The organism is Psychrobacter sp. AT9, assembly GCF_047272965.1.
Classification (GTDB): Bacteria; Pseudomonadota; Gammaproteobacteria; order Pseudomonadales; family Moraxellaceae; genus Psychrobacter; species Psychrobacter glaciei.
Window position 1 is genome coordinate 256,136 of record NZ_JBKOTW010000001.1, and the last position, 14,741, is coordinate 270,876.

The window sequence follows — 14,741 nt, forward strand, 5'->3', positions numbered from 1 at the left end:
ATTGTGATGAGTAAGCTACAGATCAACGTAACAAAAGCGGCTTTGTCAGTAATGTCATGCCATTTAAGATGTGCTACTATAGCTTCTATTGAGTTTACAACTGTACTTTTATTATCTACAAACCGATAACGATGCTATTGTTAAATATAATTATTAAAGGGAAAGGTCTATGAGCACTGTCTGGGATAGTGTGCAGCTTGCACGGCACGCCAAGCGTCCATTATTTATGGACTATGTTAATCAGCTGTTTACCGAATTTGATGAGCTGCACGGCGACCGTGCGTTTGCTGATGATAAAGCCATCTTGGGCGGGCTTGCGCGCTTTGACGGTATGCCAGTAATGGTGATTGGTCAACATCGCGGTCGCAGTACTCGCGAGCGTATCGCCCATAACTTTGGTATGGCCAATCCTGAAGGCTATCGCAAAGTCATTCGCTTGGTAAAAATGGCGGAGCGTTTTAATATTCCCGTGATGACCTTTGTTGATACTCAAGGCGCGTACCCTGGTATCGGCGCGGAAGAGCGTGGACAAGCGCAAGCCATTGCTGAGAGTATTGCGGTTTTTTCTAGCTTAAAAGTACCTATTATCGTGACCATTATCGGTGAAGGTGGTTCAGGTGGTGCATTAGCGATTGGTGTGGGTGATAAGGTAAATATGCTGCAAAACAGTATTTACTCAGTTATCTCTCCGGAAGGCTGTGCCTCTATCTTGTGGAAAACGGCCGAAAAAGCACAAGATGCCAGTGAAGCCTTAAAGTTAAATGCGATTAATTTATATCAAATGGGCTTGATTGATGCTGTCATCGAAGAGGGCGAAGGTGCTCATGTTCAGCCACAGCCAGTCATGATTGCATTGAAAGCACTCATTGCTGAGCAGTTAGATGAGCTTAAGGATTTAGATGCGCATGAGCGTTGCGAGCTGCGCTATGAGAAGCTAAAGTCTTTCAACTCAGAAGTGATGTTGCCTGCTTAATAGGCTGACATTGTGCTTTTTTGGATTGGGCTTGTTTAGAGTGAGGTCAATTTATTATTGAGCACCTATTAAGTATTTAAGGCTCAGCTTTTGATATTAAATAGTTATCCTTAATGTTAAAACAAAAAGTGCTAAAATAAAAACGCGTCATTCTATGGCGCGTTTTTTTGTGCCAACTAACTTCTGCATTAATAATGTATATATAGTCAGTGCAAAGTAATATCGAACCATCACGCACTGCTGATATCAATTTTTCTTGCTTGCTGTGCCTGCGCAGACAGAGGCGACAAAAAATTGATATCAGCAATACCGTTGCGTTTCTAGGATATTTTGACTATAGCAACTTAATAAATAAGATGAATTATGACCAGCAGTGCAATCCTTCCATATCCTATTGAGCCGATAGCTGAGCTGCCAATTGATACTCATTTGGCTGAGGCGTTATTGACCAGTTTGGCTGAGTACGGTGAGCAGCTGCATGGTCGACGACTTTGGCTGGCTTGTAGTGGCGGGCGCGATTCATTGGCACTGGCGGCATTGTGTGTGCAACTCTATCACCAAGGTAAATTGCCATGTTTGCCGCAGCTGTTACATGTTAATCATGGTTTGCAAGCCGATAGTCAGCATTGGGCTGTGCATGTCGCTAACTGGGCGCAAGCGCAGCAGATACCTTGTCGCATTTTACAGGTACAAGTAAACGGGCATGATGAACAAGCTGCACGGCAAGCACGCTACGGTGTCATGCGAGCGCAACTCAATCAAGATGATGTGTTGCTATTAGCGCATCATGCTGATGACCAAGCTGAAACGATATTAATGCGGTTAATTCAGGGCGCTGGGGTGAATGGGCTCTCAGGCATACAGCCGTGGCGCATCCAAACGCAGGGCACACATCGTATGACATTATGGCGGCCTTGGCTCACTGTGCGACGAGCCACTATCAGTGCTTATGCCCAACGCTTGAAATTGCCCTATATCGACGACCCGACCAATGACGCTGGCGACAATGTACGTAGCGGACTGCGCCGTGATGTCATGCCAGCACTGACAAAATATAATCCCAACGTCATTGATAACATTGCTCGTAGTGCGCAGCTACTAAGCGATGCGCAAGCGACTGTCAGCGTTCAATCAGCAAAAGACATGCATCGCACAGCTATTAGTTCGCTACAGTTACCACCTGCGCAGCGTGTGCTAAATATTGATGAGCTACAGAAACTACCTTTTTATCGCCAACGCCAATTATTGCACGATTGGCTAGGTCAAGATGAGCCATTACCGCCCGCTAAGCAGCTAGTCGATGATGTCCTAAGATTAGCTGAGCGGAATGATAATAATCACCAAACGGAACTGTTTTGGCAAGGTCGTAAGCAGTCTTATACTATTCGTCGTTATCGGCAGCAGCTTTATCGTCTAAGCAATGATTGGTTGGCATGGCTTAACATGCCGCTTAATGAACAAACCCAAACGTTAGCCCATGCCAATCTGTCCAACATTCCTAGCAATGGCTTATCTGAGAATAATTTGGCACCGATTCATTTACGAATGAGCACCGACTTTACTTGGCAGTTGCAGATATCACCTCAGGCATTGGCACAGTTATTAGACAATACGGAAGATGAGCATGCGTTACAGACAGTAGTGAAGATAACAGCATTAGATCGCAAGCAGCGCTTACAGACTGCATTGGCATCGCGCCCACAATTAGGAAAAAAACTGTATCAAACGTTGGGCATTCCATCATGGCTACGTGAGAGTTTAATAGTGGTTAGTGTAATGTGTATTCATAAAAATGAAGAATTGCCGTTATTGCTAGTATCACCATTTGAAAGTTGGGTGCTAGGGACTGATAAGTCAGGTATTCATTTCGACGACAATCAGTTGGCAAAATATATTGAGAGTAATCTCAGCCTAAATAAGAGAGTCTGAATACTTACTGAGTTCATTCTAATGTAACGAGAGCATCAAGCGCGACAGCATAACGAGCATAACGGGTACTTTGAATTTATCAAACGGTCGTAGTAGCAGTATGGTAAACTGAGTGTCATTTTAAATGCCATTATGTTACTTTGATTACCTTTGAATTTTTTGAGTAGGAGACATGTATGTCAGTATTAGATAATAAGAAAATCAGCTTCATCGGCGGCGGAAATATGGCGCAGGCTTTGATTAGCGGGCTTGTGAGCTGCGGTATCAAACCGAGTTTAATTACCGTTGCTGATCCTAGTAGCGAGGCTCGAGAGCAACTGGCTGCTAAAGGGTTGAATACGGTTGACCCCACTGTGGATGCAACTGCTGCTATTATCGGTGCTGACATTGTGGTACTGGCAGTAAAACCGCAAGTGATGAAACCGGTCGTGAGCGCTTTTGCCGATGTGTTAGACAAGCAATTGGTGATTTCGGTCGCGGCAGGTTTGTCGACGGATATTTTGTCAGGCATGCTGGGTGGATATAGTAATATCGTACGCGCGATGCCAAATACACCTGCCATGATTCAGATGGGTGCGACCGGTCTGTATGGTACGGATGATATCTCTGCAGAACAAAAGCAGTTAGCAACCGCGGTGATGGAAGCGTCTGGTCTGGTCATGTGGGTTGATGAGGAAGAGCATATGCATGCAGTCACCGCTGTGTCAGGGTCAGCACCAGCGTATATGTTTTATATCATCGAATCGATGGTCGATGGGGCAGTTGCTTTAGGTTTAGATAAAGAACAAGCCTCAGCATTGGCCATGCAAACCATGCTAGGCGCGGCAAAAATGGCGATGGATAGTGATGATGCGCCTGCTGAGCTACGCCGCAAAGTCACGTCACCGAACGGTACGACTCAAGCTGCGGTAGAATCAATGCAAGCCAATGAGATTGGTCGCCAAATCGGTGAAGCCATGCAAGCTTGTTATGACCGTAGCCAAGCGCTTAGCGAAGAGATGAAATAATACCAATAGCCACCAGATACAACCAGCCACTTCTTCGTGAGTGGCTGTCATCATAAATGGTTAATACTGGTCTCGATTATTCGTCTTTTATTAATTTTGTTGTTATTAGCGTACAAGCCCATTGAGTAGCAATTCATGAACAACCTGTTGTTTCAAATTTTTGATTTGGTCACCACCTTCGCTATGATGTTGGTCTTCATCCGTTTTATGCTGCAATTTGCAGGGATGGATGCCAGCAATCCGATGATTGCTCCGGCTTACAAAGCGACCCATATCGTCGATGTGTTTGGGCGTATTTTCCCAACTGTCGGGCAAGGTCGTATCAGTATTGCCGCCATCGTGCTGATGTTTTTGATACGCCTGATTGATATCTCTGGTAAAGCCGCGTTGACCCATAAAGGCATCGCACCTGTCCCGCTATTTTTTACGGGTACCATCAGCTTGATATTAGACTTTTTACGCATGTGTCGCTATTTGGTCATCGGCTCTATTATTGTGAGCTGGATTGTTGTGTTCACTAAATCTGAGCATCCTATTATTGGCATCATCATTAACTTGGCTGAGCCAATCTTAGCGCCCTTTCGCCGTATCACACCAAACTTAGGCATGCTTGACTTGTCACCTATGGTCGCCTTTTTTGCTTTTATTCTGCTCGAAATGCTCATTGGTGGTTTGGCAGCGAGCTTTATGCCGATGTTGGGCTAGTAAAATAAAGACAGAAAGCTAAGAAAAGATTCGCTAAAAAAGACGCTCTATTAATATAGAGCGTCTTTTTTTATTTATCGTTTATAGATTATTCTGAAAGTCTATAAAACGATTGGGTATCAATTGGGCTTGGCTATCATCAGGGTGCGGAGCATCAGCCGCACGCAAGGTTTGTGTAATCCAGCTATCGGCTGCCTTGACCGCATCGATAAGCACGTCTCCCATCGCTAACCGTCCAGCGATAAAGCTAGCCAGCGAGCAGCCAGAGCCATGAAATTCACCTGTTAGGCGTGGTAAAGTGCTTTTATGCACCATGTCACCTTGTATATATAGATATTGCTCGATATCACCGCTATCAAAATCGTGTGAGGTTTTGACCAATACGGCATAAGACCCTTGTGCGCACAGTTTTTTCGCAGCTGTATGCAAGTCTTGCTCACCACTCAAGGCTCGCAGTTCATGAGTGTTTGGGGTAATTAGAGTGGCATAGGGCAGCAGCTTCTTGAAAGCGGCGACCAACGTCTGCTCGTCACCTAAGCTGCCACCACTATTGGCAACCAATACTGGGTCCAGTACAAAAGAGGTGTGTTTCTTGATAACTTTATTAGCGAATAATCTAGTCATCATTTTTATATTATCCGTAGTGCCGAGCATGCCCGATTTGATCACCTTTACTGGCAAATCATCGAGCACTGCCATAGCTTGATTTCTGACTAATTCAGCGCTACAAGCTTCAAAACTAAAAACTTGCTGCGAGCTTTGTATGGTAATGGCCGTACAAGCAATGGCAGCATGACCACCTGCTTGACCAATGGCTTCGATGTCTGCTTGTAATCCAGCACCGCCTGAGGGATCCAATCCTGAAAAACACAGTACTACTGGTCGCATAATACTTCCTTTGACATAATCTAAAATGAGTAACAAATACTATAGACACCCACTACTAAAAAAGCCATAGCAGGTTAGAGATTGTGTATAGACGGTCAATCCACCAATCGATAACAACGCATACCGAACCCAAAAAGTACGATTAGCGGTGTCAAACTCGTTTAGTCTACAATGCGTAGCACTTACAATCGTTTTCCTTGCTACTCTAATTTTTGTGAATGGTATCAGATTAGGCTGACTGCTCTAAACCTCAATTTTACTGATTATTCTGGTACTTTGGTCGTTCAAAAGGATATAAGGCGATGTAAACAAATAAATATGATAAAAATCGCATTAAATCTGTAGACAACGCTTGCAATTCGTTTCGGCTTTGCTATAATACTCGCCCACGGGATAAGACGTATTATCAGCAATAATACTATTTTTTAGAACTTAAAAAGTCTTACATCGTTTGGTGAAGTGGGTGAGTGGCTGAAACCAGTTCCCTGCTAAGGAACCATACGTTTGCGCGTATCGAGGGTTCGAATCCCTCCTTCACCTCCATTTATAGTGTTGTTTTTAGAGTAGTATCGCAAAAAGTAGTGGTTGATTTTTTATCATTTAAAAAGTAATTTGATTTTAATAAATAAAGATGTTGACACAAGCGATATTATCTATATAATGACCAACCTAATTTACTACAAAGTTATTTACTGCGTAGTGAATGATGTGCAAAGTACGCGCTTGTAGCTCAGTTGGATAGAGCACTTGGCTACGAACTAAGGGGTCGGGAGTTCGAATCTCTCCAAGCGCACCATTTGCATTATCACTTCTTTAACCCAGTTAAAGAGACATTAAAATAATCGCCTGTCTTATGACAATTTGGCGGTTTTTTTATGTCTACAGTTTTTATAAAACTACTATTTATATTATAAAGCCATGTCCTACTTGTTATCCTCCCTCTAAATTTGAATAAACAGTCTTTTGCATCTGACGTCTTCTCTCATCATAATATACGATAAGTGCCTGAATTACGGTACAATGAACGCTCTATTTTTCGCTTGCTATGGGCTTGTATCATGTCAAAATCGTCGTCAAAAGCGGCTAATAAAGCCAAATTGCCACCAAAAACCTCCATGCCTCGCGCCTCTGAAATTGAAGAACCAACGATTGCCAAACCTAGCACTCGTATGGCAGCGATCCTTTATGATGGGATGTTGATTTTAGCGTTGTTATTTTTGGTAGGGACTTTGCTGACGGTGATTGGCACACTTATGACTATGGAGACGGGTAGCGAGTCTTCACAAGCGCAGTCGCTGCCGACATGGTATCAAAACTTCATTATGACGCCGTCTTTTATACTGACGCTGGTGGGGTTCTACGGGATATTTTGGCGTCGCGGTGGGCAGACGTTAGGCATGCAGACGTGGCGCTTAAAAACGGTCAATAATAGCGGTCATTTACTGACGTGGGGTCAGTCCTTTAAGCGCATTTTAGCCGCCTTTATCATGCCACTCATATTTGGCATCATTGGTAGTGTCATCGATGGCTCGCGGGCTATCTTATTAACCAGTGCTTTTTTGGGCTTTATCTTTAATTATGCTTTTTGCTTCTTCAACCCGCGTGGTCTCGCGGTGCAAGATATGCTATCAAATACTATCACGTTAAAAATGCCAAAAACAGAGAATGAAGGACTATGGCGAGTCATTAGAAACCGCAAGCAAGGAAAATAAACCGCATTATCATCGCCATAGTCTGTCAACACACTTTAAGCGTTACATATTGGCTGTCTGCATCAGCCATAAAGTATAGCCGACGAAAAACATGACTAAGGTCGCGCCAGATATACGACCAAATGGACGCTTGGTCATAAAGGCAAAAACACACAATACCACGAGTAATAGAGTGATCAACCCCATCGCTAAAATATCACGCGATAAGATAATCGGATTGGCAGTGATGGGGGCGATGAGGGCGGCCAAACCAACGACGCCTAAGGTATTAAAGATATTAGAGCCAATGATATTGCCCAAGGCCATGTCATGCTCGCCTTTACGCGCTGCTGACAAGCTGGCGACCAATTCAGGCAGCGATGTACCAACCGCAACGATGGTTAAGCCGATAATTAGCTCGCTTAAGCCCCAAAACGTTGCCAACTCTACCGCACCCCAGACAATGGCTTGCGAGCTTGCCACCAGCATTGACAAGCCAATCAGTAAACTGCCTAACCCACGCATCAAGCTAGGATGATTGTGCTCTGTGTCGCTCAAACTTTCTGTAATAGCATCTGCGTCATTTGATTTGCCTTCGCGTAAGCTCAGCACGATTTGAATCCCTAAGACGAGCACTAGCATTCCTAATAATACTAACCCGTCAGTTAAGCTCAGCAGCCCGTCACGCAGTTGCCATGCTGCCAATGCGGTAATCACTACCAGTATCGGTAGATCGCGCTTTATGACACCTTTATGAATGATAATAGGGCTAATCAATACGGTTGCACCCAATACCAAAGCAATATTGATGATATTAGAGCCATAAGCATTACCTAATGCCAGCTCAGGGCTGCCTTCTAGTGCGGCTAACACGGAGACGACCATCTCAGGTGCGGATGTGCCTACCCCCAATATAATCACGCCAATCAAAAAACTTGGCATGCGTAACTTAATGGCTAAAGCGGTCGCTCCATCAATAAAAACATCAGCGCTCCAAACCAAAATTGCTAGACCAATCAAAATTGCAATGACTGCCAACCACATGTAGATAACTCCTTCGTTAGGGATAAAAAATAGATATTGGATGTTGAATAAGCTTACATCATATAAAAATGGCATAAAAAAAAGCTGAATCACAATCTGGATTCAGCTTCGATATAAGTACAAGTATTTTAATGGGATTTTGACAACAACAGCAACTGTATGATGACGTATTTACCCATACTTTATGTAACAAAATTTGAAGTGATTTTCTTAAGCCACTTGTACTGGAATGATATTTGCCGTGTCTTTTACGGTGTTGTCTTCATTACAATAGACCAGTTTTGGCTGATACGTTGAGGCTTCAACTTCATCAAAATGCGCATAAGCACAAATGATGACGATATCACCCAAATCTGCCATATGCGCCGCAGCACCATTTAGCGAGATAATACCAGAGCCTGCTTCAGCACGAATAGCGTAGGTGCGAAAGCGCTTGCCATTGGTCACATTATAGATATCGATAGATTCATTTTCACGTAGACCAGCAAGATCTAACAGATCACCATCGATACCACATGAGCCTTCATAATGAAGCTCGGCATGGGTAACGCGAGCACGGTGTAATTTGCATTTAAGCATATTAAGTAGCATAGGTTGCTTCCTTAGCGTAACTGATATTAAATAACTAAATCAAAAGGTTAATGGGGACAAAGCTGCCAAAATAAAAGGCCATTATAATAGAGCCACTATATTATTCAGGTAATTTAAAGCCATTAATTTGTGAACGTGCTTTTTCGACATCACCACCTAGCAGTAACGGCAAGGCCTCAAAGGCAGCAGTTAATGCGCTATCAATGGCAATTTGCTCATCGGGAGACGCTTTAGAAAGGACATGCCCACTGACTTTAGATTTGTGACCAGGGTGACCGATACCCACACGTAGGCGATGAAAATCATTACCGATGTGAGGCGTGATATCACGCAGACCATTATGACCACCATGACCACCATCGGTTTTGAGCTTGATACTACCAGCGGGGATATCGAGCTCATCATGGGCGATCAACAATTCATCATTGTGGATGCCATAAAAATTGATCATGGGTACCACCGACTGACCAGATTTATTCATAAAAGTCAGCGGCATCAAAAGACGAACATCGTGCCCATGAATTTGCCCGCGTCCTGTTACCCCGTGAAACTTTTTGTCAGGGGCGAGCGTGATATTAAACTGCTGCGCTAAATGATGGACGAACCAAAATCCTGCATTATGACGCGTAAACATATACTGCTGACCGGGATTACCAAGACCGACAATAAGTTTTATGGCCATAAAAACACCCTGCTTAAATTTAATAAATGAGTGATAAGGTTTGAAAAGTAAGACGACTCTATAATATTTAGCCTACATAAAAGTTGTCCTAATTTTCAAACCTTACGGACAAAAACAGCAGGAGATATTTATCACCTGCTGTTTTTTTGACTAAACAAACCTTTTCTACGTAGCATACGATAAGTCGCTACATAGTGGTGGTTTATTATTCGCCGTCTTTCTTGTCTTCAGTTTCGCCGTCAGCATCTTGCTCAGTGGCTGGTACGTCAGCTGCATCAACATCTTCAGCATCTTCGTCAACTTCTTCAACCGTTGGTGGCTGCATGTTAACGATAGTACGGTCATGGCCATCTTCTAGCTCAAGCTCATGAATGACAACGCCTTCAGGAAGTTTGATGTCTGATAGACGGAACAAATCACCGATTTCCATACCAGATACGTCTACTTCTAGATACTCAGGAAGTAGTGATGGTAGGCAGATGATTTCGATGTCAGATACTAGCGTTGATAGTACACCAGCAGCAGCAGTACCAGGCGCATCTTCACGACCAGTGAAATGCACAGGAACATTCATGTGGATTTTTTGACCTTTCACAATGCGCTGGAAGTCAGCATGCATTGGGAAGCCTTTAGCTGGGTGACGTTGCAAATCTTTGATAACAGCTTGATGCTCTACGCCGTCAACATTGATGGTCAAAATGTGTGAGAAGAACGCTTCAAATTCAAGCGATTTTACCAACTCATTGATTTTGATAGAGATAGAGGTAGGCTCTTCGTTGCCACCATAAATAATAGCAGGAACTAGATTCTGCTTACGTAGGCGGCGGCTCGCACCTTTACCTTGTTGTTCAGCAGAACGATCAACTGCGTTTAGCTCAAAATGGTTAATGCTCATGGATATAATCCTATAAAAAGAATGAAAAAGTGTCTGGTCATAAAAAGTGGATTTGCGACCGATCCACTAAGACGTGATGATAGCTAAGATGGCTAATAATTAATAATAACTAACAATCAGCCTCTTAAACCATTCGCTCATAGCAAGGATTTTTATCACCATAATGATCATAAAAGTCATTATGGTGAGCATAAAAGTCATTACTTATCAGCGTGATCAGCACTTTTGGTAATATCGACCACTTTAGATAAGACAAATGGTCGGCACAGGCGCGCATTATACGTGGTTTTGTTGTGATAATAAAGACCTAGACAAAAGGCTTACCTAAAAAAAAGCGCCAAGTAATGATGCTTGACGCTCTATTTTTTGCTATTAGGGCTTCGTGGTCACAGTGCTTACTATCAAAATCACTGCAATAACGGTTTAAAATTAGGCATCAAACATTGCGCTAATAGATTCTTCGTTGTTAATACGACGTAAGCTTTCAGCAAGCATTGGGGCAATACTGACCTGACGAATTTTGCTACATGCTTTAGCTTCAGCCGATAACGGAATTGTATCGGTAACGACGACTTCGTCTAGCGCAGATTCGCTGATGTTTTTCAGCGCATTACCCGATAGAACAGGGTGAGTAATGTAAGCTAAGACGCGACGCGCACCGTTTGCTTTTAATGCTTCAGCCGCTTTACACAATGTGCCTGCAGTATCGACCATATCATCAACGATCACGCAATCACGGTCACGAACATCACCGATGATATGCATCACTTGTGATTCATTGGCACGGGCACGGCGTTTATCAATAATCGCCATGTCGGTATCGCCCAATTGCTTGGCCATCGCACGCGCACGTACCACACCGCCAACGTCAGGTGAAACCACCATGATATTGTCATAGTCTTGTTTTTTGAGGTCGTTGAGTAGTACGGGCGTACCGTAGATGTTGTCAACTGGAATATCAAAGAAGCCTTGAATCTGATCTGAATGCAAATCAACGGTCATGACGCGATCGATACTAACGATGTTTAACATGTCAGCGACGACTTTAGCCGAAATAGGTACGCGAGCTGAACGAGGACGACGGTCTTGGCGGGCATAGCCGAAATAAGGCATAACAGCTGTGATACGGCCAGCACTAGAGCGACGCAAAGCGTCAGCCATCATCATGATTTCCATCAAGTTGTCATTGGTCGGTGCACAAGTAGGCTGCATGATAAACACATCTTTACCACGTACGTGTTCTTTGATTTCCACGGCAATTTCGCCATCAGAAAAACGCGTGATGTCAGCTTTACCAAGAGGTATATGAAGGTGATCGGCTACGGTTTTTGCTAATTCTGGGTGGGCATTGCCCGTAAAAATCGCCAAATAAGGCATGACAGAAGTCCTATTGATTGACTCAAGCAGCGACCGCTAAGCAGTGTCAAACTGCTCAAATTCAGAAAAGAGTGGTGAAAATGATTGGAGACTACTATTACAGTAAAAAATGGTAGGGGTAGCTGGACTCGAACCAACGGATGTCAGGATCAAAACCTGATGCCTTACCAACTTGGCTATACCCCTGTAATGTCTAGGCTATGAACATCTGATATCTAATAGTAACTACTAGTTATTCTTAGAATGATGTCATCACCTGTTAGTTATCTGATAAACGATTAAACCGTCTAAAAAACAACTTTTTCCCTAGCGGTGTCCATTGCGAACTATACCGAAACTGGGATAACGTTGTCAATGACAATCAAAATAAGTGAGTATTTATAATACCAATTATAATCAGTGTCTATCGAACGCTTCGTACTAAAAAATGGTAGGGGTAGCTGGACTCGAACCAACGGATGTCAGGATCAAAACCTGATGCCTTACCAACTTGGCTATACCCCTATTGAGGCGACCTATTATAAGTAAATTTTCAGATTTTGCAAGTCATTTGCGGCTTTTTCTGCTATTTATTCTTAATTCATCAAGGACGGTATGATTTCGATAGGTATATGGTGAAAGTCGGTAATAAGGATTGATGCCTTACTGATATTCTCTCGTAGGGCTATATTAGTGAGCTTGAGACTAGCGTGTCTGGTACAGAATTTCCAAAGTAGTCTTATATGTTCCGAGGAGCAGCGTAAGACTCAACTGTATGCAACAGCTTTAGCAATGTAGCTAAGAACTCACTTTTCTTTATTCTTGAAGTGATAGTATTATTACTATCAAAAAATTTCCCAAAAAATATCAGACATTCATCTTCTTGGTAAACGTAAAATAGAGATTTGTTAGTAGATAAGTCATAGAACAAAAAGTTAGTTTTCTCACTACTGCTATCGTAAACTCCAGTTTCAGTTTCATAAAAAATATCGTGTAGCTTGCTTAGTGGTTTATTGATCAAGCTTTTATTTAGGTGAAATTCGCCATCAGTAATAAGTTCTATTTCTTTCTTAATATTGTTAACAAGTGGAAACGCATAATAATTATTATCTTGATAACTGATGTTTACTGAGTTCACAATAATATCCATCATTATGAATGGTTTTTCCATTTCGTGTATTTTAAAAGCAATAGTTTCTGTATTTCCGAGAGTGATCATATTTTGCTCTTAAATGCTTTAGGCTTGATAGTATTTGCGGCTCTTACCTTTTCATCTATCTATAAAAACTTGCGCAGTTATAAACTCCCAACTATATATGCCGCACAAGGAGCTTCCGCAACCCACTTTGCTAGAAGTGTTTTGTCAGTAGCAACGCTTGCATCCAATGGCAAAAACACTGCGCTACCAGAGCCGGTCATGCGTGCTGTGCCTAGTGCTTGCGCCTCTAACCCTTGCAAATAATCCAATGCCTCTCTAACAGCAGGTGCGAGGCTCATCACCACTGGCGTAAAGACATTGTGATAAGGCACATTCAAACGTTGAGTATAGTCATTGAACTGATTTTTAATCGTCTCAATTGATAGTGGCGTAATATCGCGCTGTAATTTAGGATGGGCGAACAGTTTGGCGGTATTCACATGCGCGTTTGGCGTTAGCACTAAATACTGCTGCACAGGCAAATCAATCGCTGTCAGCTCCTCGCCAATGCCCATCGCAATCGCATCTTGCCCAAAGATAAATATTGGTACGTCGGCACCCACTTTAGCACCGATTTTTATCAGCTCATCACACGTTAAATTAAGCTGCCAAATCTCATTTAATGTTAGTAGCGTCGTCGCGGCATTGGAAGAACCACCGCCCAAGCCTGCACCCATCGGTAGATGCTTGTCTAAAGTAATTTGCACTGACGCTAATTGCTTAGGTAATTTGGTTGATTCTATGGCAAATGCTAGCAATGCGCGTGCGGCTTTAAAAATCAAATTGTCATCTATACTGGCAGTTATTGCATCTGCGCCAGTTAAGGTCAGCAGTTGAAGACAAAGTTTATTGGCATCTAACCGATTATCAGCCGTAGAAATGACGGCATCATCTGTGACTGAAAAATGCAAATAATCGCCCCAATCAAGCAAGCGAAACACGGTTTGCAAATCATGATAGCCATCAGCACGCTTACCAGTAATTTGCAAAAACAAATTGATTTTTGCTGGGGACAAGCGAGTGATGGTCGTTTTAGCGCTCATATTATTTTGCATCGCCATTTGATTTATGGATGTTTTAACATTTCAACGTTTAAATGTCTCAATATTTCAATGCTTTAACGATTTTGATGATCAATCGTCATGACGACTTTATTGCCTTGTGATTGTGCAGCGCTGATTTTACTAGGCAGCTTATCGTTGCCTTTATAGGTAAAGCTAGCATTCCACTCACCATTAACTGAGCTAATCAAACGATTTTGATTGTCAAGGGTAGGGGCGGTGTCGGAAGGCGCTGGGCGACCAGATACCCAATACGGCATTTGTGAGATTGGTGCTTGCCAGCCAGTGGCTTTTTTGAGCAAGGTTTCAGGATCGTCAGCGGTCAATGTACCAGTTTTTTCGCTGACTAGCGTTGCTGTTTGACCATTGTATTCAATGTTGGTTTTACCAATCCCGAGTGCACCAATCAACTCAATCGCAAAGCGGTCGTTTTGTTGTCCCCATGCGTAAAAGGCACTGCCGCCTTGAGCACCGTTAGTATCATTAGCAGGTGTCGTAACGCCAATTTTGCCAGTGATATTGAAGCTCTCAAGCTTTTGTGGCTGCTGGCCACTTTGTCCCTGTACGGTGCTACTAGGTTGGTTTGTGCCGCTGGTGGTTTTTAATGATTGACAACCAGTCGTCACCAAAATGGCTGCTGTCAAAGCCGTCAATAGACTGAGTTTTTTGGCTTGAAAAGGGATTGTTTGTGATACTGACATGATGCTTCCTCAAAATTAAC

14 protein-coding genes and 4 tRNA genes are annotated in these 14,741 nt (G+C 43.0%); 7 read left to right on the forward strand and 11 right to left on the reverse strand.

Features of this window, described 5'->3' with window-relative positions; all coding sequences use genetic code 11:
* Positions 1 to 169 precede the first annotated feature (169 nt).
* The 4 genes from ACMFL8_RS01055 to ACMFL8_RS01070 all read left to right on the forward strand — a co-directional run bounded on the left by ACMFL8_RS01055 (position 170) and on the right by ACMFL8_RS01070 (position 4,614).
* Positions 170 to 973, forward strand: a complete 804-nt coding sequence (locus ACMFL8_RS01055) for an acetyl-CoA carboxylase carboxyltransferase subunit alpha (RefSeq protein WP_413189852.1) — start codon at positions 170 to 172, stop codon at positions 971 to 973.
* Positions 974 to 1,336: 363 nt separating this feature from the next.
* Positions 1,337 to 2,902: a tRNA lysidine(34) synthetase TilS gene (gene tilS, locus ACMFL8_RS01060; protein ID WP_413189853.1), complete on the forward strand. Its 1,566-nt coding sequence runs from the start codon at positions 1,337 to 1,339 to the stop codon at positions 2,900 to 2,902.
* Positions 2,903 to 3,078: 176 nt separating this feature from the next.
* Positions 3,079 to 3,909 (forward strand): pyrroline-5-carboxylate reductase, encoded by an 831-nt coding sequence (gene proC / locus ACMFL8_RS01065; RefSeq protein WP_194620676.1) that lies wholly within the window; start codon positions 3,079 to 3,081, stop codon positions 3,907 to 3,909.
* A gap of 135 nt (positions 3,910 to 4,044) precedes the next feature.
* Positions 4,045 to 4,614, forward strand: a complete 570-nt coding sequence (locus ACMFL8_RS01070; protein ID WP_010196074.1) for a YggT family protein — start codon at positions 4,045 to 4,047, stop codon at positions 4,612 to 4,614.
* An 81-nt stretch (positions 4,615 to 4,695) separates the two neighbouring features.
* Here the strand turns inward: ACMFL8_RS01070 and ACMFL8_RS01075 are convergent, their stop codons facing one another.
* Positions 4,696 to 5,502, reverse strand: a complete 807-nt coding sequence (locus tag ACMFL8_RS01075) for a hydroxymethylpyrimidine/phosphomethylpyrimidine kinase (protein WP_194620677.1) — start codon at positions 5,500 to 5,502, stop codon at positions 4,696 to 4,698.
* A gap of 453 nt (positions 5,503 to 5,955) precedes the next feature.
* On the opposite strand from ACMFL8_RS01075, the gene ACMFL8_RS01080 reads away from it, so the two are divergent.
* From ACMFL8_RS01080 to ACMFL8_RS01090, 3 genes are all read left to right on the forward strand, one after another.
* Positions 5,956 to 6,045 (forward strand) — tRNA-Ser (locus tag ACMFL8_RS01080).
* Between the two features lie 176 nt (positions 6,046 to 6,221).
* Positions 6,222 to 6,298, forward strand: a tRNA-Arg gene (locus ACMFL8_RS01085).
* Between the two features lie 262 nt (positions 6,299 to 6,560).
* Complete coding sequence (locus tag ACMFL8_RS01090; RefSeq protein ID WP_194620678.1) at positions 6,561 to 7,214, forward strand: RDD family protein; 654 nt, start codon at positions 6,561 to 6,563, stop codon at positions 7,212 to 7,214.
* 42 nt (positions 7,215 to 7,256) lie between these two features.
* Here the strand turns inward: ACMFL8_RS01090 and ACMFL8_RS01095 are convergent, their stop codons facing one another.
* From ACMFL8_RS01095 to lolB, 10 genes are all read right to left on the reverse strand, one after another.
* A complete protein-coding gene (locus ACMFL8_RS01095; RefSeq protein ID WP_010196070.1) occupies positions 7,257 to 8,237 on the reverse strand; it encodes a calcium/sodium antiporter in 981 nt (326 codons plus the stop codon).
* A 210-nt stretch (positions 8,238 to 8,447) separates the two neighbouring features.
* The gene (gene panD / locus ACMFL8_RS01100) at positions 8,448 to 8,828 is read right to left on the reverse strand and encodes an aspartate 1-decarboxylase (protein ID WP_010196068.1); all 381 of its coding nucleotides are present in this window, start codon (positions 8,826 to 8,828) and stop codon (positions 8,448 to 8,450) included.
* A 100-nt stretch (positions 8,829 to 8,928) separates the two neighbouring features.
* Positions 8,929 to 9,510 carry an aminoacyl-tRNA hydrolase gene (gene pth, locus ACMFL8_RS01105; RefSeq protein WP_010196065.1) on the reverse strand — a complete coding sequence of 194 codons (582 nt, stop codon included), beginning with the start codon at positions 9,508 to 9,510 and terminating at the stop codon, positions 8,929 to 8,931.
* Positions 9,511 to 9,715: 205 nt separating this feature from the next.
* Positions 9,716 to 10,405: a 50S ribosomal protein L25/general stress protein Ctc gene (locus ACMFL8_RS01110; protein ID WP_194620680.1), complete on the reverse strand. Its 690-nt coding sequence runs from the start codon at positions 10,403 to 10,405 to the stop codon at positions 9,716 to 9,718.
* A 429-nt stretch (positions 10,406 to 10,834) separates the two neighbouring features.
* Positions 10,835 to 11,782, reverse strand: coding sequence for a ribose-phosphate pyrophosphokinase (locus ACMFL8_RS01115; RefSeq protein ID WP_010196062.1), 948 nt, complete (start codon positions 11,780 to 11,782; stop codon positions 10,835 to 10,837).
* A 110-nt stretch (positions 11,783 to 11,892) separates the two neighbouring features.
* Positions 11,893 to 11,968, reverse strand: a tRNA-Gln gene (locus ACMFL8_RS01120).
* 242 nt (positions 11,969 to 12,210) lie between these two features.
* Positions 12,211 to 12,286: transfer RNA gene (locus ACMFL8_RS01125), tRNA-Gln, on the reverse strand.
* A 214-nt stretch (positions 12,287 to 12,500) separates the two neighbouring features.
* Positions 12,501 to 12,980, reverse strand: a complete 480-nt coding sequence (locus ACMFL8_RS01130; protein WP_413189854.1) for a hypothetical protein — start codon at positions 12,978 to 12,980, stop codon at positions 12,501 to 12,503.
* A 77-nt stretch (positions 12,981 to 13,057) separates the two neighbouring features.
* Positions 13,058 to 14,002 (reverse strand): 4-(cytidine 5'-diphospho)-2-C-methyl-D-erythritol kinase, encoded by a 945-nt coding sequence (gene ispE, locus ACMFL8_RS01135; protein ID WP_413189855.1) that lies wholly within the window; start codon positions 14,000 to 14,002, stop codon positions 13,058 to 13,060.
* 74 nt (positions 14,003 to 14,076) lie between these two features.
* Positions 14,077 to 14,721, reverse strand: coding sequence for a lipoprotein insertase outer membrane protein LolB (gene lolB, locus ACMFL8_RS01140; protein ID WP_194620683.1), 645 nt, complete (start codon positions 14,719 to 14,721; stop codon positions 14,077 to 14,079).
* Between the last annotated feature and the right edge of the window lie 20 nt (positions 14,722 to 14,741).

What these genes read in the sequence shown, in the direction of transcription:
- ACMFL8_RS01090 (WP_194620678.1), top strand. Translation starts at nt 6,561, where the DNA reads ATGTCAAAATCGTCGTCAAAAGCGGCTAATAAAGCCAAATTGCCACCA.
- ACMFL8_RS01055 (WP_413189852.1), top strand. Translation starts at nt 170, where the DNA reads ATGAGCACTGTCTGGGATAGTGTGCAGCTTGCACGGCACGCCAAGCGT.
- ACMFL8_RS01110 (WP_194620680.1), bottom strand. Translation starts at nt 10,405, where the DNA reads ATGAGCATTAACCATTTTGAGCTAAACGCAGTTGATCGTTCTGCTGAA.
- pth (WP_010196065.1), bottom strand. Translation starts at nt 9,510, where the DNA reads ATGGCCATAAAACTTATTGTCGGTCTTGGTAATCCCGGTCAGCAGTAT.
- tilS (WP_413189853.1), top strand. Translation starts at nt 1,337, where the DNA reads ATGACCAGCAGTGCAATCCTTCCATATCCTATTGAGCCGATAGCTGAG.
- ACMFL8_RS01070 (WP_010196074.1), top strand. Translation starts at nt 4,045, where the DNA reads ATGAACAACCTGTTGTTTCAAATTTTTGATTTGGTCACCACCTTCGCT.
- lolB (WP_194620683.1), bottom strand. Translation starts at nt 14,721, where the DNA reads ATGTCAGTATCACAAACAATCCCTTTTCAAGCCAAAAAACTCAGTCTA.
- ACMFL8_RS01115 (WP_010196062.1), bottom strand. Translation starts at nt 11,782, where the DNA reads ATGCCTTATTTGGCGATTTTTACGGGCAATGCCCACCCAGAATTAGCA.
- ACMFL8_RS01095 (WP_010196070.1), bottom strand. Translation starts at nt 8,237, where the DNA reads ATGTGGTTGGCAGTCATTGCAATTTTGATTGGTCTAGCAATTTTGGTT.
- proC (WP_194620676.1), top strand. Translation starts at nt 3,079, where the DNA reads ATGTCAGTATTAGATAATAAGAAAATCAGCTTCATCGGCGGCGGAAAT.
- ACMFL8_RS01130 (WP_413189854.1), bottom strand. Translation starts at nt 12,980, where the DNA reads ATGATCACTCTCGGAAATACAGAAACTATTGCTTTTAAAATACACGAA.
- ispE (WP_413189855.1), bottom strand. Translation starts at nt 14,002, where the DNA reads ATGAGCGCTAAAACGACCATCACTCGCTTGTCCCCAGCAAAAATCAAT.
- ACMFL8_RS01075 (WP_194620677.1), bottom strand. Translation starts at nt 5,502, where the DNA reads ATGCGACCAGTAGTACTGTGTTTTTCAGGATTGGATCCCTCAGGCGGT.
- panD (WP_010196068.1), bottom strand. Translation starts at nt 8,828, where the DNA reads ATGCTACTTAATATGCTTAAATGCAAATTACACCGTGCTCGCGTTACC.